We start from the raw sequence: 21,822 nt of genomic DNA on the forward strand, positions 1-21,822 counted from the left end.
GACGGAGCGTGGCGCCCTGCTGCGCGTGCGGTCCTACGATCTGCACGTCGATCTGAGCCGGACCGGGGAGCCGGTGTTCCGATCCAGGAGCACCATCCGCTTCACCTGCGCCCGGCCGGGTGCCTCCAGCTGGGCGGACGCGCTGCCCCGGCGGATGCGTTCCGCCGTGCTCAACGGGCGGCCGGTCGAGTACGACGGCGCGGGACGGATCCCGCTGCCCGATCTGGCCGCCGTCAACGAACTGACCGTGGAGGCGGACTACGGCTTCTCCACCGGCGGCGAGGGCCTCCACCGGTTCACGGATCCGGCCGATCAGCAGGTGTACGTGTACAGCCACCTGCAGCCCGGCCACGCTCCCCGGGTGTTCGCCTGCTTCGACCAGCCCGACCTCAAGGCGCCCTTCGAGATCAGCGTGACCGCACCGGACGGATGGACCGTGTTGTCCAACGCCCCGCTAGATGACCGGCCCCGGACAGGCGTCCACAGGTTCGCACCCACCCCGCCGATCAGCACGTACGTGGTGGCCGTGGCAGCCGGCCCGTGGGTGTCGTGGACGGCGGACCGGGCAGGCGCCGTGCCCCTGGGCGTGCACTCCCGGCGTTCCCTGGCGACGCACCTCGACCCGGCCGTACTGCTGGAGCGGCTCGGGGCGGGGGTGACGTTCTTCGCCGAGGCGTTCGCGACGCCCTATCCCTTCCTGAAGCTCGACCTGTGCTTCGTCCCCGAGTTCAACTTCGGGGCCATGGAGAACGCCGCCTGCGTGTTCGCCGCGGAGACGTTCGTGTTCGACCGCGCGGTGACCCGGTACGCGCACCGCCGCCGGGACGAGATGATCTTCCACGAGATCTCCCACCAGTGGTTCAGCGACCTCGTCACGCTGCGCTGGTGGGACGACCTGTGGCTGAGTGAGGCGTTCGCCACCTGGGCGGGCGTCCACGCGCTGACCCGGCTCACGGGGGACGCCGACGCCTGGGCCGACTTCGCCGCGGGCAAGAAGGCGCATGCCTACCTCCTGGACCAGTCGGTCTCCACCCACCCAGTCGTGACCGGCGTCCCCGACGTGGACGCCGCCGGGTCGGCCTTCGACGCGCTGACGTACCACAAGGGCGCGAGCGTGCTGCGCCAGCTCGTGGCCCGCCTGGGGCTCGACGGGTTCCTGGAGGGCATGCGGCGCTACTTCGCGGACCACTCCTACGGCACCGCCGGCCGGGCCGAGATGCTGGACGCCCTGGCGGCGGCGGGCGGCCGGGACCTGACCACCTGGACGGACGCCTGGCTGCTGACGGCCGGGCTCACCGAGGTGCGGGCCGACTTCGACGTCGACGAGACCGGGTGCTTCACGCGTTTCGACCTGCTCCAGGAAGGGTCGCCCCGGCCGCACCGTCTCGCGGTGGGCGTCTACGCGGAGGACCGCCACGGCGACCTGGTGCGCGTGCGCAGGCACGAACTCGACGCCGACGGCCCCCGGACGAGCGTGGACGCGCTCGTCGGCAGCCGGTCCGGCTCGCTGGTGCTGCCCAACGACGGCGACCTGACGTACTGCAGGATCGTGCTGGACGCCCGCTCGACGGAGGAGGTCGTCCACCGCATCGGCCGGCTGGCCGATCCCATGGCCCGCTCGCTGTGCTGGACGGCGGCGTGGGACATGGTCCGGCACGGGGAGCTGCCGCCGCGGCGGTTCCTGACGATGGTCCTCGGCGGGCTCACGGCGGAGACGCAGATCGGCGTGTTCCAGCGGCTCCTCGTCCGGGCCGCCACCGTGCTGACGGCCTACACCGAGCAGGGCTGGGCTCGCGCCCACGGCTGGCCCTCGTACGTGGACCGCCTGCTGAACGTCGTCAGCAGCGCCCACGATCGCGACACGGACGGCGACACGGACGGCGACACGGACCAGAGGCTGGCGGCGGCGCGGGCCGCCGCGGATGCGGCGCTGACGGCCGGCCACGTCGACACCGTGCGCGCATGGTTCCACGGAGCGGCCCCGTTCGACGTGGACGACGCGTTGCGCCGCAGGCTCGCCCGGTCCCTGGTCGCGCACGGTGAGCCCCTGGAGGACGTCACCGGCGCCTTCACCGCCGTGGAGGAACGGCTCGCCGAGCGGCTCAGGGCGTCGGTGCCCACCGCGGAGGCCAAGGAGTGGACGTGGACGACCGCCCTGCGCAGCGAGAGCGTCACACAGGTCCGCGCGCTGGCCGACGGCTTCGCCCACCCCGCGCACCATCACCTGCTCACGCCGTTCGCGCGGCGCTACGCGCAGGACGTCCCCCCGCTGCTGGCCGCCATGGGAGACCGGGAGCCGGCGCGTACGGTCGCCGTCCGGATGTTCCCCTCCTGGTCGGTCTCACGACGCACGCTCGGCGTGATCGACCGCCTGCCCGCCGACGACCGGTTCGTCAGACTGACCGGCGCGGCCAGGGCCGAGCTCGCCCTCGCCGTGGACCTGTCGGAGCGGGACGCCGCCGGGTGACAACCACTCCTCGGCGCCGTCACCGGCGGCGAACGACTCGAACAGCTCCCGCACGGCCGGTCCGGCGTCCGGGCCCGCGTACCACCGCTCCCCCGCCCGGCCCGCCAGGTGGTCCCACAGCGTCTCGCGCAGTGCGAACGCCTGGTGATACACCAGCGGGTAGCAGGGCTTGCCCTCCAGGTAGGTCTGCATCCGATCCCACGCGGCCCCTCGGTCCACCGCGACGCCGAACTCCCGCTCATGCGAGCGCACGTACTCGCCGGCCGGGTCCGGGTGTCCGTCGTGCACGGCCATCTCGAAGCAGAGGCCGGTCGCCACCAGGCGCCGGACGTGCTCACGCGCGAGGGCCAGGCGCTCCACGGCCTCGGCGTCCACCGTGACACCGAGGTGGCGCCGCTGCCAGTCCGGCCGCCGGACGACCTGTTCCAGGGTGAAGCCGAACGCCTCGGTCAGCGCCGGATGCGTGCGCCACAGGTCGGCGCAGTGCCGGGTGCCCGCGGTGAAGTGCAGGGCGTGCCCGAACTCGTGCAGAAGCGTCGCGTAGTGCCCCAGCGTCGTGCCCGGCGTGATGGACACCCGTACGTCGGCCGGCGGCGCGACCGGCGAGCAGAACGCCGTGCCCGACTTGCCGGGCCGTGCGACGTCGTCGACGACGATGCGTTCCAGACATCCGCCGAAACCCCACTCCCGTACGGTGGCGCGGACGCTTGCGAGCGCGCCGACGGCGCCCTCGGGCAGGACGGCGCGTGCGGCGACGAGGCGGGCGTCCGCCAGGGACGGGGTGGAGATCGCGTCGCGTGCCCGCCAGTCGTCCCATCGCCTGAGGAACCCGGCCCGGGTGGCGTCCAGCCAGTTCCGGGCGTGGGCGACGAACCGGTCCACCTCCGGGTGCAGCGCCCGCACCAGCGCGGCGTGCGTCGGGAACCCCAGCTCGGCCCGCGCCTCTGCGTACGCGCCGAGCCAGCGCCGCCGGCCCTCGCGCAGCCGCTCCCCCACGTCCGCCAGGGCGGCCCGGACCTCGGCGCGCCGCCGGTCGTCGGTGACGGTCCGCGACAGGGCGACCAGTTCCCCGTGGGTGAGCGTCCTGCCGCCGGCCTCGGCGGTGACGGTGCGCTGGAGCAGCCGCAGCCCCGCGGTCGCCTCCGTCAGCCGGACGCGGAAGTACCAGAGGACCAGCTCCCCGGCGTAGTGCAGGTCACCGTGCTCCAGTGCCAGGAGGACGAGCCCGCCGTCGGTCAGCCAGGTGAGCCCGCCCTCCGGCAGGGCCGGGTGGTCCTCGCGCTGCCCCGTCGCGGCCAGCCAGCGGGCATGGGCGACCCGGGCCTGCAGCGCCGCCAGGTTCTCGACGTGACCGGCCAGGTAGCCGGGGACGGTGGTCACGACGCGTCCACGGAGGCCGCCGGGGGCAGGCCGAGCACCTCCGAGGCGCCGTCGGCGACCCGCTGCCAGAAGTCGCGCCGGTCCTCGGGGAGCCCGGCGAACAGCTCCGAGCAGCGGCGGGTCATCTCCAGCGCCAGCCCGGGATGGGCCAGCACGCCCCGGATCCAGGCGAGCTGGCCGGGCTCCGGCGGGTCGATGCGCAGCCCCGCGAGACCCGCGCGGACCTTGCGCCCGACGCGCTCGTCCAGGCGGGTCGCGTAGCTCTCCCGGGCCTGCGGCGTGTCGCCGTCCACCGCGAGGGGCACCGTGGCGGCGAGGGCCTCCGCCGCCGCGCAGGCGTCGGTGATGCCCGCGCCGAACAGCGGGTCCTTGTGGCAGTAGGCGTCGCCCGCCAGCCGCCAGCCGGGTCCGGCCGGCTCGCGGTGGAAGTTGCGCAGGCTCTTGGACGCGTACACGGGCGAGACCCGCCGCGCCGCACGCAACCGGTCCGCCATGGCGGGGATCGAGCGGAGCAGGCGCTCGTACCCCTCCTCTCCCCCCGCCTCCGCCCGGATCGCCGCGTACTCTCCCACGGGCGCCGACAGCATGATCACCCACCGCCCGCCGTCGCACGGGCCGGCCTGGAGCACGTGGCCGCCGTCGTGCCACAGCTCCAGCGCGGGCGAGGGCAGCGGGACGACGTCCTCCCAGTAGGCGTGGAAGGTGCAGCGCATGGCCCCGGCGTCGAAGGTCGTGGCCGCGCCGGTCTGGCGGGCGGTCGCAGATCCCCGCCCGTCCGCGCCCACGACGATCCTGGCCTTCTCCGACCACCCCGCGCCCTCGATCCCGATGACCTGGTCACCGTCCCAGCGCAGGGACCGCACGGGGCTGCGTTCCCTGATCTCGGCCCCGTAACGGCTCGCGGCGCGCAGCAGGACCCCGCTGAGGGTCTCCCGGCGTACGCACAGGTTGTAGTGGTACGGCGAGCGGGGCAGCATGGGCGCCCCGTAGTAGCCGCCCTCGACCTCCAGGTGCCAGCGCCGCAGCGGTGGCGCGCCGGTGGCGAGGACCTCCTCCAGCACGCCGAGCCGGTCCAGGAAGGCCAGCGTCGTCGGGCCGAAGAAGTGGGTGGAGACGGCCGGAGCGGGCAGCCGGGTGCGGTCGCACACCAGGACCCGCAGCCCCTCCCGCGCGAGCAGGGCGGCGCTCGCGGCCCCGGTGACGCCGCCGCCGACCACGATCACGTCATACATCGGCCACTCCTCGCGTCATGTCCCGCCGGCCAGCACGAACGGCATGCGGCCCGACCAGATCCTGCTGACGGCCCACCGGCGGTCGCTGACCGCGCGGAACCGGCGGCCGAGCACCTCACGCAGGTCCAGCGCGATCGGACGCTGCCGGAGGATCCCGGCCACCCGTCCGTCCCTGATCAGGAACCCGAGCCGCAGCCTGCCCTCGACGACCGGTGAGAGGCCGGCGCGCTGGTGCCCGCCCATCAGCGACTCGACGAGCACCCCCTCGCGGACGCCGGCCAGCAGGTCGTCGAGGGAACCGGCGTCGGCCGGTCCGGCGGACAGCGTCGCGCCGTTGAGCACCGGCGTGGCGGGCTTGAGCACCGTACGGCGCAGCGCGTTGCCCCGGAACCCGTGCCCGGTGGGCGCCGTCCCGCACGCGGCCGCCGTACGGACGCTGTGGTACGCCCGGACCGGGACACCCCGCTCGACCAGCGTGAGGGGCGCGCACGGCACGCCGTCGTCGTCGCAGCCCGGCCAGGCCAGCCCGCCGGTGCCCTCCTCGTCGGCGGCGTCCGGCGCGGCCGGCTCCGAAGGGTGGTCGCGCAGGCCGATCGAGGGGTGCAGGAACGGCTCCCCCAGGTGCCCGGCGACGAACGAGCGGCCCGCGGTGACGGCGGTGCCGTTCAGCGCCGTCACCAGCGGGGTGAGCAGGGTGTGCACCGCGGACGGCGCGAGCAGCACGTCGTGGTCGCCCGAGGGCACGTCGGCAGCGGGCAACCCGTCCCAGCCGGCCGCGGCCTCCAGCCATGCGGAGAGCGCGGCGGGCAGCGCCGGCGTCCGGGTCCAGCCGGTCCAGGGCAACTGGACGACCGACCCTTCCGCCAGCGCGGCGATGTGGAAGAACCGGTCCGAGGTCGTGGTCCGCCCGTCCGGGGCCGCGCGGTGCACCGTCTGTTCGGTCCGGGTCACCGTGCCGTGCACCGTCAGCCCGGCCGAGCGTTGCAGCGCGCCCAGCTGCTCGGCCAGGAGCCGGACGGACCGGGTTCCCTCATCCACGGCGGCCGTCTCGGCGGCCGCAGGGGCGGCGTTCCGCCCGATGACCGGGTCGCGTGGCGCCGGAGGCCCGTGAGCCGCGTTCCGTACGGCGTCGCCGACCAGCCCGTGCACGTCGTCGAGGCGGGTCGTGGTGGCCGTGCCCACCCGGCCGTGGCGGTGCACCCGCAGGCACAGCGCCGTCTCATGCGCGGACCTGACCAGGTCGGGCACTCCCGAGCCGACCTCCACCACGGTGTCGTCGCGCTCGACGGACATGATCTCCCAGTGGTCGGCGCGGGCCGCGGCCTCCGCTCCGACCTGTTCCAGCCGGTCAGCCAGAGGTGACACGTATGCCTCGCAATCGCAGCGTGGGGGCCCAGGAGCTGACCGGCAGCGCGTTCTGGCCCTGCTTGCCGCAGCTCGCCGAGGTGTCGCCGCGCCACTGGTCACGGCCGATCGCGTCGATGGCCGCGAAGGCGCCGAGCACGTCACCGGACAGCACCACGCCTCTGACCCGGCCGCGGACCTCGCCGTCGCGGATCTCCCGGCACTCCGCCGGCAGGAAGGTGAATCCGGCGCGGTCGGTCTGCCCGCCGAGCACGCCGCGGGCCAGCAGCCCGCGCGTCACACCGCCGATCATCTCCTCCTCGGACGCGGCGCCGGGGGCGATGGCGATCGTCCGCAACCGGGGCAGCGGCGGGTGGCGGAAGTTCAGGGCTCTGGCGTTGCCGGTGGGCTCCTCGCGGAAGGCCGCCGCGGTGGAGCGGTCGTGCAGCCGGGGCCGGGTGACGACACCGTCGCGCAGCAGCTCCACCGCAGACCCCGCCGTGCCCTCGTCGTCCACCGGTACGAAGCCCCGCGCACCGGGGCGTCCGGGGTGATCGGTGATCGTCAGCATGGACGGGCCGAGCCGGCGCCCGGGGGCCAGGGACCGTTGCAGATGCGCGTCCCCGAGGTGGTGGTCGGCCTCGGCGAGATGCCCGATCGTCTCGTGGGCCCAGATGCCGGCCAGCGGGCCGTCGCAGACGACGTCGTAGTCCCCGGGCGCCACGACGGGGGCGGCGCGCAGGTCCACGGCGGTCGCGACGGCGGCCTCCACATCCGGGGCCAGGCCCCGCACCACGGAGAAGTCGCCGCCGCTGCCGGCCGACACCGAGCCGGCGGTCCTCGCGGCGCCGCCGTCGGCGTAGACGGTGATCTGCAGCGTCAGGTCCCTGCGCCGGTAGGAGACGCCGGTCCCCTCGCTGGTGAACAGCTCCACGTCCGCGACCGACTCGCGGTAGTAGACCAGCGCGCCGGTCACGCCGGGGTGCGCCGCCAGCGCCGCCGCGTGGTAGGCGCCGAGCAGTTCGATCTTCTCCGCCAGGCCGACCGTCTCCGCGAGCTCACCGGCCTCGCCGGTTTCGCCGGTTTCGCCGGTTTCGCCGGTTTCGCCGGGACGGTCGTCCCGGTAGGGCCGGTGTGCGGCGAGACGTCCCGCCGCACACCCAAGTTCGGCGGCGTCGCGCGCGGCCCTGCGCAGCACCGGCCCGGCGTCCACGGCGGTGCTCGACGCGAACGCCGACCCCGACCGGCCGACGACCCGGGCACAGCACCCCTCGTCACGGCTGGTCACGCTGCTTTCCAGGCCGTCACCGCGCCACACCAGATCGACGGTCCTGGCGCGTTCGAGCCGTACCTCGGCGTAGTCGCCCGCCCGCAGACCGGCGTCCCGGAAGAGCGCGGGCGAGCCGCCGGTCAGCAGCACGGTCGCGCGGGGCTGTCGTCCCGGTAGGCGAAGATCATGGCACTGGTGACCTGCGCACCGTCACGGTAGGAGACGAGCCCGTCGCTGCGCATGTCCACGCTGCCGAAGCCCGCGCCGAGCACCAGGTCGCGGTACTGGCTCTCGGTCATGCCCACCACGCACCGGGCGAAGTCCTCCGCGCCGGCGGACTCGCCGGCCGCCACGTCCGCCGGGGGCGGGCCGTCGTCGGAGTACACGACGTCGGAGATCACCGCCACCCCTCCCGGGCGCAGGACGGCCGCGACCGCGTGGAGCACTTCCTTCTTGTCGGGGAACATGCCGAGGACGCAGTTGCTCATCACCACGTCCACGCTGCCCTCACGCACCGGCGGGCGCCGGATGTCACCGACCCGCACGTCGATGTTCTTGAGCCCCATCTCCCTGGCCGCGCGGCGAGCCGTCCTTACCATCTGCATCGACGCGTCGACGCCGATGACTCGGCCCGTCTCACCCACCCGGCGCGCGGCGATCAGCAGATCCAGCCCGGCGCCGCAGCCGAAGTCCACGACAGTCTGCCCGGCGCGCAGGCCGATCGCGTTCATGGGCGAGCCGCAGCCGCTGGACAGCTCCAGGACCCAGTCGGGGATCTCGGCGAGCTCCTCCGGCGTGTACACCGACGTGGGAGAGCAGCACAGCGTGCTGGTGCCCTGCACCGCCAGCGCGTCGTAGCGCTTCTTGACGTGCGTCTCGATTGGGACGGGACCCTGGTCGGCCGGGGCCGCGCAGCAGCCCGCCGCCTGGTCGGCGGTCGCGGGGGCGCATCCGCAGGCGTCCGGCTCGGCGACCATGCCGGCCGCCGCCTGCGGCCGGATCAGCTCATCCAGGGAAACGAACCCACGCGTGTCATCTGCTCCCACGTTCCCTCTTCTCCTTCCGGTCGGTTCGCGTGCTCCTGCCGCCGGCGCAGCGCCATGGGCAACAGGTAGGCCAACTGGGTCTCGACACGCGTCGTGATGCTGGACACCTTGGGGCAGTAGCAGGTGTTGAAGTCGCCGCCGTTGGCCGCCCACGCCTTGATGGGGCAGCCGCCGCCCCCGCAGAACAACTTCACGTTGCAGTCGCGGCACATGGGCACGGTGTCCACGTGGCGGTGCCGCCAGGGATCCCGATAGCCGGCCGCGTAGCTGAACTCGGGGTAGAACGTCCCGCAGGCGTGCTGGGGACGGCCCACGGTCTCCGGGCAGCCGTAGATCTTTCCGTAGGGGTCGAAGGCGACGACGCTCGTGCCGGCGCTGCACCCCTGGAGATTGGGCCGCAGCCGGTCGCCCTCCAGGACGGCCGACCTGATGCGGGCCAGGTCGGGCTGCAGCATGCGGTCCACCAGGGGGTTCTGCTGAACCATGCTCCAGAAGGCCTCCTGGAGCCCGGCCTTGACGTCCCCCCGGACCATGCGCTTGCGCTTCTCCTCGGGGTGGTCGGGGGTGACGTACAGGAACGTGGTGGCCTTGGTGAAGCCGTTGAACAGGCGGATCTTCGGGTGGTCGAGCCACCCCTTGGCCTGCGCGAACTCCGCGAAGCGCGGCATGTCGTCCACGCTGTCCTCGTCGACGAGCACCCGGATCAGCACGCGGATGCCGGCCTCCGCGGCCACGTCGATGCTGCGCTCGATGAGCTCGAACGTCGGCTTGCCGTTGCGGAACACCCGCCGGGTGTCATGGGTCCTCGGCGTGCCGTCCAGGCTGACCTGGACCTCCTCGCAGCCGTACTTGAGCAGCATCGGCACGTACGCGTCCAGCGCCACGCCGTTGGTGATCGCGGTGACCGGGTAGCCGCGATCGTAGGAGCCGCGCAGGATCTGCTCGACGGCGCCGCGCTGGTACGCGGTGTCCAGCAGCGGTTCCCCGCCGAACAGGGTGATGTACGGCGGGCCGGAGTTCTGGTGCCGGTCCTGGATCTCCGGGATGGTGTCGAACGCGGCCTCGATCATCTCCTCGTCCATGCGCGGGCTCTTGGTGGTCAGCTCGCCCTCGAAGCAGTACGGGCACGCCAGGTTGCACACGAACGACGGGATGAACATGAACTGGAACGGCGCTTCCTGGATCGCCTGGAAGTAGCCGTCGACGATGGCGCGGTAGCGCGCCTCCTCCTCGACCGGGTCGGTGCAGACGTACCCGCGTTCGAGCAGGCCCGCCACGAGTTCGCCGTCGACGGCGGCGTCCCCGGCGCGCACCCGTTCCAGCACGGCGATTTCGGCGGGGGTGACGATGTCCATCGATCCGGACACCGCGTTGGCGAGGACGCTCACCTTGCCGCTGTCGTCGAGATAGGCCGGGTCCAAGGTTCCCTCGGGGAGCTCCACCGAGAAGGTGACGGTGTTCGGGCTCACAAGCATGGTGTGTCTCCCAGAAAGGGTGTCCGTGGTGCCGCCAGGGGGTGGGTGAGGGGGTGGGCCGGGAATTGGAGGGCGCGGCAGGGGATACCTGTGCCGTACGGTCCGCCGGCCACGATCACTCGCAGCCGTCGGGGTCGTTGGCCATGATGCTGGTCACGACGTCGAGGTTCTTCCGGCCGCGCATGGCGGTGCAGCAGTCGGTCTGCTTCTCGGACACTTCGGCGTTCTCGATCATGGAAATGGCGATCATAGGTATCACCTCCTCCACTGTGATCTCTGCCGCGCTCTCCGGCCCGCTCCCCGCCGCGACACGGCGGGGAGAGTCGTTGGTGGGGCACGTGCCCCAGGTGGCGGGTCATCGCAGGACCTCTCGCAGGATGAGCACCGCGACGGTGACCAGGCCCTCGCCGATGATCAGCCCGGAGGCGACGATCTCGGTGCCGCTGCGCCGGCCAGGGTTGCGGCGGATGAGCAGCCACTGGGTCAGGCCTCCGGCGGCGAGGGTCAGCGAGTAGGCGGGGGGAAGCAGCACCCCGAGGCCGATCATCGTGGGCATGGCCGAGGTGAAGGCCAGGCCCAGGCCCACCGGGCCCGAGACGGCCAGCGCGAGGGCCACGGTGGCGGGGTATTCGGCCGATCCCCGGACGGTGGCGTCCACGAACTGGACCGCGGTGGCCACAGGAGCGGGGAAGGAACGTCCTCCGAGCACCCCCGCGCGGCTGAGCACCGCGATCACCAGGACGCCGACCACGGCGCCGGCCAGGCCGCCCGCCAGTTGCGTCCAGCCCGTCAGCCGCCTGGGCGGCGCGGAAAGGCCCTCGGGACGATCGTGGGCGACCTTCACCGAATAGGTGAAGTACACGGCGGCGAGGGCCGCGCAGCAGATGGTCGAGGCCATCAGCAACGCCGCCGTCTGGTCCGCGCCGGACACGGCGAAGGCCACGACGCTGAAGTACAGCGCCGGGGACAGCGGCACCAGCCCGATCTCGCCGCCGGCCCGGGTGAGGAACACGGTCATCACGGCGAGCAGCACGACGCCGAGCAGGCCGTAGCCGACGTAGCGCAGAAGCGACGGGTAGATCAGCGCCAGGAGCGCCGTTCCTGCGAGGACGGCGACAGCGAGCCACCGGGCACGGCCCGGGAGCAGACGGCCCCCCTTGAGGGAACGCGCCAGCGGACCGCGGACCCGGGCGATCGAGGCGAGGGAGTAGCCGAGGATGAGGCCGACACCCGCGGCGAGCACCCACGGATAGGACAGGTGGTCGGTGAACGACACGGACCGGCCCGCCGTGCCGTCCTGGACCGCCCACACGACGACGGTGTACGCCGCGCCGGCCGCCAGCCAGGCGCACGCGCGCGGGCCGATGAGGAACCCGACCCCGTACAGCAACGGCGAGAGGGCCAGGGCCAGATGGGTGCCCGTGACCTCCGGCGTGACGTCGTGCCCCCACAGGGCGACCCCCAGGGCCGACGCGGCGCCCACGCCGGCGGCGATGGGAAGCATGCGGCCGAGCCGGTCGCTCTCCCCGTCCCTGGGGCTGCTGAGCGACGCCATCAGCGTGATGGCCGGCTTCAGCGTCGGGTAGGGCAGTCTCTCGGCGACCACGAGCGTCCGGGCGACGAGTCCGCCGAGGAAAATGCCCACAGCGTTCGCGGCCATCGCCAGCACCACCAGGAAACCCCAGGCCGGCAACTCACCGGCCCGCAGTACGACGGCTCCGATGCCGGTGTCCAGCGCGGCCGTGGCCATGTATCCGCTGGACGCGATGGAGAAGACGACGAACAGACCCTGCCAGCTGAGCGCCCCCGCCACCCGGAGCAGCGCCGCGCCCAGCGCGGCCACCAGCGCCGACCCTCCGAAGGACGTGCCGGTGCGGAACAGGACCAGCACGTTGAGGACGCAGAGCAACACGCCGATGGCCAGGCCGATGAGCGTGGCCCAGACGTACGATCCCCGCCAGCCGTCAGGGGCGTCCACCGCCGGAGCCGAATGCGATGTGGTGGAGGATACGGTGCGCTCCCTTCCTCCCACAGAGCGCCCCCCATCTCAAATCAGGTGAACTACATTGATAACCATCGATGTAGCCGACGAGTGCACATTAAAATGGGCCGGCGGCAATGGTCAAGAGTCTGGACAAGACTGTCTATTTATGCATACGGCTCATGTTACGTGACCATTACGATACTTTTCGTAATTGCGCCATATAACACGTCGGCCAATTCCGCCAGATCACAGCGTGCGATCGGCGAGCAGGGGGTCGGCGTCCGCGCGTCCGGCCGTCGCCGTGCCCGTCACCGCACCCGTCGCCGTGCCCGTCACCGCGCCCGGATCCCGGCCGTACAGCCCGGCGACCAGGGCGAGACCGATCACGCCTCCGATCAGTTCGGCGACGACGAACCCCGGCACCGAGGACGGAGCGATCCCGGCGAAGGTGTCGGAGAAGGCCCTGCCGATGGTCACGGCCGGGTTCGCGAAGCTGGTCGACGAGGTGAACCAGTACGCCGCGCCGATATAGGAGGCGACCGCGACCGGCGCCAGGCGGGCGTTGCCCGCGCGGACCAGCAGGAAGACGACGAGCACCAGCCCCGCCGTGGCGACGACCTCGCCGAGCAGGAGGTTCCCGGCCGAGCGGTCGTGCGTGGACCAGGTGACGGCGGCCTTGCCGAACATCGCGTTGGCCAGCACGGACCCGCTGATGGCGCCGGCGATCTGGGCGGCGGCGTAGACCCCCACGCCGGAGAGCGAAAGCTCGCGGTGCACCCACCAGTCGGCCAGCGTGACCACCGGGTTGAAGTGCGCCCCGGAGATCGGGCCGAGAATGAGGATCAACACCCCGAGCCCGAAGACCGTCGCCATCGAGTTCTCCAGCAACTGAAGTCCCACGTCATCGGGCGAAAGCTCCTGCCCCATGATCCCCGACCCGACCACCACCGTCACCAGCAGCAGCGTGCCCACATACTCGGCCAGCGCCCGGCGGGGCAACGCCGGGCTCACCAAAAATCACCGATCCGGGCGAGACGGACTGACGAGTCGCGCACGTTAGGCCTCCCCTTGACATGACATACCGCACGACGTCCGGCTGTACCGCACCAGCCGACCCGTCGTCACATGACCCGAAGCGCCACTTCCAGCACCATCTGAACTGATATTTACAGATATCAATGCGATTTGGTAGCGCCAATTTCCGGGAAGTCCACCCGAGCGCCGCGCCGGGAGCCCAGCCGCGATTACCCATTTCCGGACAGCCCGAAAAGGGGCGGAAACACGCAGCGGTTAGCAGGCACGCCCGCGCCGACCAGCGGCTCGGCAACAGCGATCACCGAGACAGCCGCCCGAGGACGGCGCCGGGGCCACGTTCGTCAAAGGCACGCTCGTCGAGCGTCCGAGAAATCACCGGCCGTCACAGACCAGTCGATAACCTTCGTCATCCGCAGGTCTTGACGATAGCTCCGATAGTCCTGACTATTGCCATCGAACAGGGACCCAAGATTCAAAGGCGGGTGATGTATGGGCGAACGTCGAACAGGCCGTACAACAGCGCTACGGCGCCGCGTCGCGGGTCCCCGAGACGGGCCTGTGCTGCCCGGTCGACGATGGTCCGCAATACCCCTCAGATGTATTGGAGAACGATTACGGCTGCGGCAATCCCGTCAGCTGCGACGTTCCCGCCGCCCTGCAGGCCGACCCGGAGCTTTGGTCCGGCTGCTGCAGCGGAGCGCTGCAGGAAGAGCGTTTCCTGGAGGGCTTCCACCCGTGCCGGCCTCACCGGGCTCACCATCCTCAAACGTGAGGAACGCCCCCGGGAGACCGTACGGGACGTCGAATTCCGCAGGGTGACCGTCGCCGCCCGCAAACCCGCCTCCCAGGTGTCCGCCACGGCGCCGGCGACGCGGCGGCGCGGACCGTTCGCCGCGGTCGGACGACTCAACCGATTCGCCACCGGTCTGTCGCCGCGCCGAAGTCGTGCGACGGCCCCGAAGGCAACCGCGACTGCCGACCCTGCGGAAGACAGCGCCTGACGCCGGCTTCGAGAGTTGCTCTTCGGTCTGATGCCGCGGACGTGTAGTCCGGCCCAGCCATACCTCTCGCTGCGCGCGCTCCCACACGAGCACCGCTACCCCCCGGAGGCATACCCATGGAAGTGCTCGTACTTCTGCTTGTGCTCTTACTGGCCGCCGCCAACGGAGCGAACGACGTACCGAAGGGTGTCGCGACGCTCGCCGGCGCGGGCGTGACGAAAATCCGCACGGCCATCGCATGGGGCACCGTAGCCACCATCCTCGGCTGTCTCGTCTCGTTGACGTTGGCCTCGAAGATGACCGATCTCTTCTCCAAAGGCATCGTCTCCGCCAGGCCCACCCCGACGTTCACGGTCGCGGTGCTGATCGGGACCATCTTCTGGGTCGTCTTGGCCACGATCCTGAAGTTGCCTGTCTCCACCACCCATGCCCTGGTCGGCTCGCTTCTTGGCGCCGGAAGCCTGTTCGCCGGCTCCGCGGTCGAGTGGAACGGGCTGCTTGGGAAGGTCGTGCAGCCGCTGTTGCTGAGCATCCTGGTGGCCTACGCCATCTCCGCCGTATTGGGAATCATCACCCGGAAAGTCGTGACGATCCGTACTGCGAGAAGGGAAAAGATCCAGGCTCCGGTCCCAGACGGCGATGCGGCGCCGGTCGCGACCTTGACGACACAGGTCGAGCCGACCAAAGCGCAGCGAGCCGTCGGAATCGCGCACTGGGCGACAAGCGGCCTGGCGAGCTTCGCCCGGGGCCTCAACGACGCGCCCAAGATTGTTGCCATCGGCTCCTTCGCGCTGGTGGGCGGGATGACCCCGACCGGCCTGCTATTCGCCGTCACCGCGGCCATGGCCATCGGAGGTGTTCTGGCGGGCTCTCGCATCGCCGACCGGCTCGCGTACTCCGTCATCCAGATTCCTCATGTCGAAGGTTTCACCGCCAACCTCACGACCGCGAGCCTCGTCGGACTGGGCGCCATCTTGGGCCTGCCCATGTCGACCACGCAGGTGTCGGCAGGGGCCATCTCCGGCATCGCGGCCAATGACCTGTCCAGGCTCAACAAGAAGACGGTCCGTGACCTTCTGATCGCGTGGTTGTGCACACCGCCTGTCGCCGCCGCCGTAGCCGCAGGAGCGTATCTACTGCTCTCGTAACCGGCACAGCCGACGGGATTGCCACCGTTCCTGGCGGTCGGCGGCAATCCCGGAGCGGTAGCACCTCCTGGTCGCCTTAGGTCCCGCGGCAGCCACCCGATCTTCCCCGTTCCCCAACGATCGAAGGGACCATCCATGCCCCCGACGCCCAGCGTCCTGTTCGTGTGCGTACACAACGCCGGCCGTTCCCAGATGGCGGCCGGCTGGCTCGCTCATCTGGCCGGCGACCGCGTCCAGGTCCGTTCAGCCGGGTCGGCGCCCGCAGAGCGGGTCAACCCCGTCGCCGTCGACGCCATGCGCGAGGTCGGCATCGACATCAGCGCCGAAAGTCCGAAGCTCCTCACTGCCGATGCCGTCCAGGCATCCGACGTGATCATCACGATGGGCTGCGGTGATGCCTGCCCTGTCCTCCCCGGCAAACGGTACGAGGACTGGAAACTCGACGACCCGGCCGGGCAAGGCATCGACGCCGTGCGCGAGATAAGAGACGAGATCCACGACCGGGTGAAGGTTCTGATGGCCGAACTTCCTTCGCTACGCTGACGCCCGTGTCGATCGATTCCGGTTTCCTCTGCTCCTGCTGCGGCCGGCACCACGACGAGCTACCGCTGAGCTACCACATGCCCGCGCCCGCCCACTGGAGCCCTGAGATGACCGGGGCGCCCGACAGCGCGCTCTCCTCCGACCAGTGTGTGATCGAAGGAGAGCACTTCTTCGTCCACGGCCTCGTCGAGATCCCCATCATCGACACGGCCGAGACGTTCACCTGGGGCGTATGGGTCTCATTGAGCCGGGACAGCTTCGCGCGGATGAGCCGGTTGTGGGAGACCCCGGGCCGGGAGTCCGAACCTCCCTATTTCGGCTGGCTCTCCTCCGAACTGCCGATCTACGAACCGACGACGCTCAACCTCAAGACCAACCTCCACACGCGGCCGGTCGGACTACGCCCGGTCGTCGAGCTGGAGCCCACCGGCCATCCCCTCGCGGTGGAGCAGCGGACCGGCATCACCCACGCCCGAGTCCGGGAACTGGCCGAGCTGCTCCTCCACCCCGGTCAGCGAAAGTAATTCCGAAGTGGGCTCCGCGGCCTCGCCGTCGCGCCCCTCGTCCAGCTGCTCGACGCCGTCTGGCAGTCAATCCGTGGCCTGGCATCCAGATCGCCGTTCAAGGGAAAGGGCACCGACACGATGACGCAGCCCGGCGACTACGGCCTGCCAGGGTCGCTGCACCGAGCGCTCAGCGACGTGGCAGCGGAACGAGCCGCCCAGGACGCGAGGTGGGGCCTACAGGAACACCCCGACGGCACCGGGCCCGCGTACGCGCCCGAAGCCGACCTCGCCAAACAGGCCGTAACCGACGCCGCCGCTGAAGGCCGGCTGACCTGGCGGCACATCCTGCACGAGGAGGTTCTCGAGGCCTTCGCGGAGGAGGACGCCGACCGCCTGCGCGCCGAGCTGGTCCAGGTCGCAGCGGTCGCGGTCAAATGGGTCCAGGAGCTCGACAGACGCCGCTCATGCGGCGGGCCTCAGATCTCGCCGGCCGAGAAGGCACGTCGCCGTGGCCGGGCGCCGCGGAGCCGGGCACCCGGGCGACTCCGTGATGTGACAGAGCGATTGCAGCATTGCCCACCGCACCGCCGAGACTCCTGTAGCGAGGAGGATCCCCAGCCTGACCCTGTCGGCCGGGGAGAACGTCAGGGTTCCGGCGTCGTTCACCAGGAACCCGGTGAGGAACATCCACGCCATGGTGGCCGTGGCCGACGCGCTGACCGGGCTCCGGCCTCGTGCGGCGTAGACGCCCACGATGATCGCCACAGTCACTACCCGGTCAGGGATATCGGAAAAGGCCTATGCGGCGGCGGCGCGGGGCAGTACGGCCGAGACGAATTTCGCCGGTCTTTCCGTGGCGTCGCTCACGCTCGCCAACCGGGGCTGCCCGGTTCAGGGCGTGAACCGGTAGCCCATTCCCGGCTCGGTGATCAGGTGCACGGGATGGGCGGGGTCGGGTTCGAGCTTCTTGCGGAGTTGCGCCATGTACTGACGCAGGTAGTTCGTCTCCTTGACATGGCTGCGCCCCCACACTTCGGCGAGCAGGTGCCGTTGGCTGATGAGCTTGCCGGGGTTGCGGACCAGGATTTCCAGCAGGTGCCATTCGGTGGGGGTGAGTCGCAGTCCCCCGGAGATTGTTTTGCTCGTCAGGTCCACCATGTGGTCGCCGACTTTGACGGACGCTAGTTCGTGCGCGTGGATGGACGCTCTGCGCGTTACCGCTCGTACGCGGGCGAGGAGTTCGTCGATGCCGAAGGGCTTGGTGACGTAGTCGTCGGCGCCGGCGTCCAGGGCGGCGATCTTGTCGGTGGTGGCCGTACGTCCGGACAGGACGAGGATCGGCATCGAGGACCAGCCGCGCAGTCCGTGAATGACGTCCACCCCGTCCATGTCGGGCAGACCAAGGTCGAGCAGAACCACGTCGGGGTGCCAGTCAGCGGCGGCACGCAGGGCGGAGGAGCCGTCACCGGCGACTTCGACCTCGTATCGACGGGCGGCCAGGTTGATGCGCAGTGCCCTGAGGATCTGCGGCTCGTCGTCGACGACAAGAATTCGGGTCATGTCGCTCCCCGTTGTGCGATGCGGGCTCGCGAGGAGATCGGCAGGGTGAGGACCATGGTGAGACCGCCGCCCGGGGTCTCCTCGGGCGTGAGGCTGCCTCCCATGGCTTCCGCCAGGCCGCGTGAGAGCGCGAGGCCGAGGCCGATGCCGGTGTGGTTGTCCCGGTCGCCGAGGCGCTGGAAGGGCATGAAGACGCGGTCGTACGCCTCGGATGGGATGCCCGGACCACGATCGACGACGCGGATCTCCACATTGTCGCCGTGCCAGCTCGCGGTGATCAGGACCTTCCTGCCCTCCGGGCTGTAGCGGACGGCGTTGGTCATCAGGTTGACCAGAATGCGTTCGACCAGTGCGGGATCGGCGACGATCTCGGGAAGCTCAAGTGCGATGTCCCCTTCCACCTGGTCGCTCAGCGGCCCGAGGTCGTCGATCGATCGGGGCACGATCTCCTCCAGCGCCACCGGCTGAAGCGACAGTCCGAGCACTCCGGCCTGCAGCCGGCTCATGTCGAGAAGGTTCGCGACGAGCCGGTCGAGCTTGTACAGCGACTCGTCCGCCGTGGCGAGCAACTCCTCGCGATCGTCGGGTGACCAGTCGACGTCGGTGGCGCGCAGGCCCTCCACGGCCGCACGCGCCGATGCGAGAGGAGTGCGCAGGTCGTGGCTGACGGCGGCCAGCAGCGCGGTGCGCATCTTGTCCGCCTCCGCGAGCGGTTTGGCCTTCTCGGCCTCCTCCCGCAGACGCTCCTGCCTGAGGGCCACTGCGGCCTCGGCGGCGAAGGCCTGGAGCACCCGGCGGTCCGCCGCGTCGAGCAGCCGCCCGCGCAGAGCCAGAACGAGATCGTCGTCGACGGCCACATCCGTGTCCGCGACACCCGGACAGGTGCAGGGCGCGCCCCCGGCGGTGGCGACGATGCGCCACGCCTCAGGCTCTGACTGGGCGTCAGGGCTCGTCGCGGTCTCGGGGCGGCGTTCGAGCAGCGTGACCGAGGTGAGCGCGAAGGTCTCCCGCAGCCTGGCGAGCAGCGAAGGCAGCGCGTGCTCGCCCCGCAGCACGTGCCCTGCCAGGGTGGACAGGACCTCGGCGTCGGCCTGGGCCCGTGCGGCCTCTCGCGTGCGCCGGGCGGCCAGGTCGACGACGGTGCTCACCATGATCGCGACCAGTACGTAGATCGTCAGGGCGAGCAGATTCTCCGGGTCGGCGATGGTGAACCGGTTGACGGGCGGGGTGAAGAAGTAGTTCAGCAGAAGTGAGCCGCCCACCGCGGCGGTCACCGCGGGCCACCTGCCGCCGATCAGGGCGACGCCCACGACGGCCAGCAGGAACAGCAGGATTTCGCTGGGCAGCGAGAGGTCGTGGCGGAACGGCAGCAACGCCAGCATCAGGAGGGGAAGCCCGAGGATCGCCGTGGCCCAGCCCGCGATCCGCCGGTTACGGGTGAGCGCGGCTCGCGGCCGTACGGGATGTCTGCCCTTGCTGACCTGCTCATGAGTGATCATGTGGACGTCGATCGACCCCGAGCGGGCCGTCGTCTCGACCCCCACCCCGCGGGAGAAGAGCTGGGCGAACCGTCCCCGCCGGGAGGCGCCGAGCACGAGCTGAGTGGCGTTGACGCCGCGGGCGAAGTCGAGCAGCGCGCGGGGGATGTCGTCGCCGACGACCTGGTGGTAGGTCCCGCCGATGCTCTCCACCAGCGTGCGCTGGCGCGCCAGCAGCGCCGGGTCGCCGCCGGCCAGCCCGTCGGCCCGGGTGACGTGCACGGCCAGCAGATCGGCGCCCTTGCTCCTCGCGGCGATGCGGGCGGCGCGCCTGATGAGGGTGTCGCCCTCCGGCCCGCCGGTGAGCGCGACGACGACGCGTTCCCGGGCCTCCCAGGTGCCCGCGATGCCGTGCTCGGCCCGGTAGCGGTCGAGCTGCTCGTCCACCTTGTCCGCCACCCACAGCAGGGCCAGCTCACGCAGCGCCGTCAGGTTGCCCACTCGGAAGTAGTTCGAGAAGGCGGCGTCCACCTTCTCGGGTGGGTAGACGTTGCCGTGGGCCATCCGGCGGCGCAGCGCCTCCGGGGACATGTCGACCAGCTCGACCTGGTCGGCCCGGCGTACAACCTCGTCCGGCACGGTCTCCCGCTGGGGCACGCCCGTGATCTCCTGGACGACATCGTTGACCGACTCCAGGTGCTGGATGTTCACCGTCGAGACGACGTCGATCCCGGCGTCGAGGATCTCGTCGATGTCCTGCCAGCGCTTGACGTTGCGCGAGCCGGGCACGTTGGTGTGCGCCAGCTCGTCGACCAGGACGATCTTCGGTGCGCGGGCGACGACCGCCTCGACGTCCAGCTCGGTGAAGGTCGCGCCCCTGTAGGGGACGCGCCGCCGTGGGAGGACCTCCATGCTCTCCAGGAGTTCGGCGGTGCGGGGACGGTCGTGGGTCTCGACGAGACCCACGACCACATCCTTGTCCCGTTCCGTGGCCCTGCGACCTTCGCTGAGCATCGCGTAGGTCTTGCCGACTCCGGGGGCCGCCCCCAGATAGACCCGCAGCCGCCCGCGCGCCATCTACCTCATCCCTTCAGCCTGTCCAGATCCAGGTTGAGCTCCAGCACGTTCACGCCGGGTTCTCCCATGAAGCCGAGCGCCCTGCCGGTGGTGTGCCGCCCGATGAGGGTCCGCACCGTGTCCAGGCCGAGGCCGCGCTCCCTGGCGACCCGGGGGGCCTGCAGTTCGGCGTACGCGACGGAGATGTGCGGGTCGAGGCCGCTGCCGCTCGCGGTGACGGCGTCCGACGGGACGACCGCTCGGGCGTTTCCGCGCACCGGCACCGTACGCCCCGCCGAGTAGTCCTCGCCGGGCCGGCCGCATTCGACCTTCACCCCTTGGTAGACCGGGATGAACGGCGTGGCGGGACAGGCCTGGTTGACGCTGACCACCCTCGTGGGTGTGCCGACGGCGGGGAAGACCTTCAGCACCGCGCCGACCCCGTCACCGGTGCAGTACGGCCTGGCCCCGCTGACGCCCTCCAGTTCGCCGACCGCCTTGGAGCGCGCGCACACCTCGGTGAGCAGGCTCTGCCTTCCGGTGTCGGGGTTGCCCTCGTCGTCCTTGGCTCCCGGCACCGGGAGGGTGTCGAGGACGTCTTCCGGGCCGAGGTTGCTCGCGCCCAAGGCCAGCGGGTCGTAGCCGCCCGCCGAGGGGCGGCTCTGGAAGTACTTCTTGATCGGGGCGCCGTCCTCGCCGGCGAAGCTCTGGCCGATGAGGGCGCTGCCCACGTCCTTGCCGTCCTTCTGCGCGGGTTCCTTCCGCAGGAGGGAGCCGTTGGCGTTGCCGTTGAACACGGCCTGCGCGACGCCCGTGACCAGCAGCGGATAGATCGCGCCGGTCACCAGGGTGAGCACGAGAAGCGCGCGCAGCGCCGCGAGGTGCTGGCGGATCCAGCTTGGCAGGCGTTCCATTTATGACATCCCCGGAAGGAACTGGACCAGCAGGTCGATGAGTTTGATGCCGATGAACGGGACGACGATCCCGCCGAGGCCGTAGATGGAGAGGTTGCGGCTGAGTAGTCGGGACGCGCTGGAGGGGCGATACCGCACCCCGCGCAGGGCCAGGGGGATCAGCGCGACGATGACCAGGGCGTTGAAGATCACCGCGGACAGGATGGCCGACTGCGGGCTGTGCAGCCGCATGACGTTCAGCGTGTCCAGGCCGGGGTAGACCGCCGCGAACATGGCCGGGATGATCGCGAAATACTTCGCGATGTCGTTGGCGATGGAGAACGTCGTCAGCGCCCCCCGCGTGATCAGCAGTTGCTTGCCGATCTCGACGATCTCGATGAGCT

General features: G+C 71.1%; 15 protein-coding genes and 1 pseudogene. 4 read left to right on the forward strand and 12 right to left on the reverse strand.

Annotation, left to right across the window (positions count from 1 at the left end):
* The first annotated feature begins 25 nt into the window (after nt 1–25).
* A complete protein-coding gene (pepN, locus tag FLX07_RS33745) occupies nt 26–2,467 on the forward strand; it encodes an aminopeptidase N (RefSeq protein WP_229689900.1) in 2,442 nt (813 codons plus the stop codon).
* Between the two features lie 1,376 nt (nt 2,468–3,843).
* Here the strand turns inward: pepN and FLX07_RS33750 are convergent.
* The 8 genes from FLX07_RS33750 to FLX07_RS33780 form a co-directional block, all read right to left on the reverse strand.
* Entirely contained in the window at nt 3,844–5,079 is a 1,236-nt protein-coding gene (locus FLX07_RS33750) for an NAD(P)/FAD-dependent oxidoreductase (RefSeq protein ID WP_142575747.1), read from the reverse strand.
* A gap of 15 nt (nt 5,080–5,094) precedes the next feature.
* Nucleotides 5,095–6,444, reverse strand: a complete 1,350-nt coding sequence (locus tag FLX07_RS33755) for a metallopeptidase TldD-related protein (protein ID WP_142575748.1) — start codon at nt 6,442–6,444, stop codon at nt 5,095–5,097.
* Nucleotides 6,428–7,843, reverse strand: coding sequence for a TldD/PmbA family protein (locus tag FLX07_RS33760; protein WP_142575749.1), 1,416 nt, complete (start codon nt 7,841–7,843; stop codon nt 6,428–6,430). Before FLX07_RS33760 ends, FLX07_RS33755 begins: the two co-directional genes overlap by 17 nt.
* The gene (locus FLX07_RS33765; protein ID WP_142575750.1) at nt 7,834–8,739 is read right to left on the reverse strand and encodes a methyltransferase domain-containing protein; all 906 of its coding nucleotides are present in this window, start codon (nt 8,737–8,739) and stop codon (nt 7,834–7,836) included. The genes FLX07_RS33760 and FLX07_RS33765 overlap by 10 nt, the downstream gene beginning before the upstream one ends.
* Nucleotides 8,694–10,214, reverse strand: a complete 1,521-nt coding sequence (locus FLX07_RS33770) for a radical SAM/SPASM domain-containing protein (RefSeq protein ID WP_142575751.1) — start codon at nt 10,212–10,214, stop codon at nt 8,694–8,696. The genes FLX07_RS33765 and FLX07_RS33770 overlap by 46 nt, the downstream gene beginning before the upstream one ends.
* A gap of 115 nt (nt 10,215–10,329) precedes the next feature.
* Nucleotides 10,330–10,464 carry a hypothetical protein gene (locus FLX07_RS38615; protein WP_259402773.1) on the reverse strand — a complete coding sequence of 45 codons (135 nt, stop codon included), beginning with the start codon at nt 10,462–10,464 and terminating at the stop codon, nt 10,330–10,332.
* A 105-nt stretch (nt 10,465–10,569) separates the two neighbouring features.
* Nucleotides 10,570–12,192, reverse strand: coding sequence for an OPT/YSL family transporter (locus tag FLX07_RS33775; RefSeq protein WP_167748491.1), 1,623 nt, complete (start codon nt 12,190–12,192; stop codon nt 10,570–10,572).
* A 252-nt stretch (nt 12,193–12,444) separates the two neighbouring features.
* Entirely contained in the window at nt 12,445–13,209 is a 765-nt protein-coding gene (locus FLX07_RS33780) for an aquaporin (RefSeq protein WP_142575753.1), read from the reverse strand.
* 1,141 nt (nt 13,210–14,350) lie between these two features.
* Here FLX07_RS33780 and FLX07_RS33790 point away from each other — a divergent pair.
* The 3 genes from FLX07_RS33790 (at nt 14,351) to FLX07_RS33800 (ending at nt 16,449) form a co-directional block, all read left to right on the forward strand.
* Nucleotides 14,351–15,382 (forward strand): inorganic phosphate transporter, encoded by a 1,032-nt coding sequence (locus FLX07_RS33790; RefSeq protein WP_142575754.1) that lies wholly within the window; start codon nt 14,351–14,353, stop codon nt 15,380–15,382.
* Between the two features lie 135 nt (nt 15,383–15,517).
* Nucleotides 15,518–15,925, forward strand: a complete 408-nt coding sequence (locus tag FLX07_RS33795) for an arsenate reductase ArsC (RefSeq protein ID WP_142575755.1) — start codon at nt 15,518–15,520, stop codon at nt 15,923–15,925.
* Nucleotides 15,926–15,930: 5 nt separating this feature from the next.
* Nucleotides 15,931–16,449, forward strand: coding sequence for a DUF2199 domain-containing protein (locus FLX07_RS33800; protein WP_142575756.1), 519 nt, complete (start codon nt 15,931–15,933; stop codon nt 16,447–16,449).
* Between the two features lie 873 nt (nt 16,450–17,322).
* Here FLX07_RS33800 and FLX07_RS33810 read toward each other — a convergent pair.
* The 4 genes and pseudogenes from FLX07_RS33810 to FLX07_RS33825 all read right to left on the reverse strand — a co-directional run.
* Nucleotides 17,323–17,991, reverse strand: a complete 669-nt coding sequence (locus tag FLX07_RS33810) for a response regulator (RefSeq protein ID WP_142575757.1) — start codon at nt 17,989–17,991, stop codon at nt 17,323–17,325.
* Nucleotides 17,988–20,546 carry a sensor histidine kinase gene (locus FLX07_RS33815; protein ID WP_142575758.1) on the reverse strand — a complete coding sequence of 853 codons (2,559 nt, stop codon included), beginning with the start codon at nt 20,544–20,546 and terminating at the stop codon, nt 17,988–17,990. Before FLX07_RS33815 ends, FLX07_RS33810 begins: the two co-directional genes overlap by 4 nt.
* A gap of 5 nt (nt 20,547–20,551) precedes the next feature.
* Complete coding sequence (locus tag FLX07_RS33820; protein WP_142575759.1) at nt 20,552–21,439, reverse strand: potassium-transporting ATPase subunit C; 888 nt, start codon at nt 21,437–21,439, stop codon at nt 20,552–20,554.
* A pseudogene (locus tag FLX07_RS33825) lies at nt 21,440–21,822 on the reverse strand (potassium-transporting ATPase subunit B); the annotation flags it as partial. It lies immediately after the preceding gene.

It is taken from the genome of Microbispora bryophytorum (assembly GCF_006874465.1).
GTDB classification, from domain to species: Bacteria; Actinomycetota; Actinomycetes; order Streptosporangiales; family Streptosporangiaceae; genus Microbispora; species Microbispora bryophytorum.

Bases quoted from the DNA above. Each gene is read 5' to 3' on its own strand.
- FLX07_RS33750 (WP_142575747.1), bottom strand. From the start codon at position 5,079: ATGTATGACGTGATCGTGGTCGGCGGCGGCGTCACCGGGGCCGCGAGC.
- FLX07_RS33770 (WP_142575751.1), bottom strand. From the start codon at position 10,214: ATGCTTGTGAGCCCGAACACCGTCACCTTCTCGGTGGAGCTCCCCGAG.
- FLX07_RS38615 (WP_259402773.1), bottom strand. From the start codon at position 10,464: ATGATCGCCATTTCCATGATCGAGAACGCCGAAGTGTCCGAGAAGCAG.
- FLX07_RS33790 (WP_142575754.1), top strand. From the start codon at position 14,351: ATGGAAGTGCTCGTACTTCTGCTTGTGCTCTTACTGGCCGCCGCCAAC.
- FLX07_RS33795 (WP_142575755.1), top strand. From the start codon at position 15,518: ATGCCCCCGACGCCCAGCGTCCTGTTCGTGTGCGTACACAACGCCGGC.
- FLX07_RS33810 (WP_142575757.1), bottom strand. From the start codon at position 17,991: ATGACCCGAATTCTTGTCGTCGACGACGAGCCGCAGATCCTCAGGGCA.
- FLX07_RS33815 (WP_142575758.1), bottom strand. From the start codon at position 20,546: ATGGCGCGCGGGCGGCTGCGGGTCTATCTGGGGGCGGCCCCCGGAGTC.
- FLX07_RS33820 (WP_142575759.1), bottom strand. From the start codon at position 21,439: ATGGAACGCCTGCCAAGCTGGATCCGCCAGCACCTCGCGGCGCTGCGC.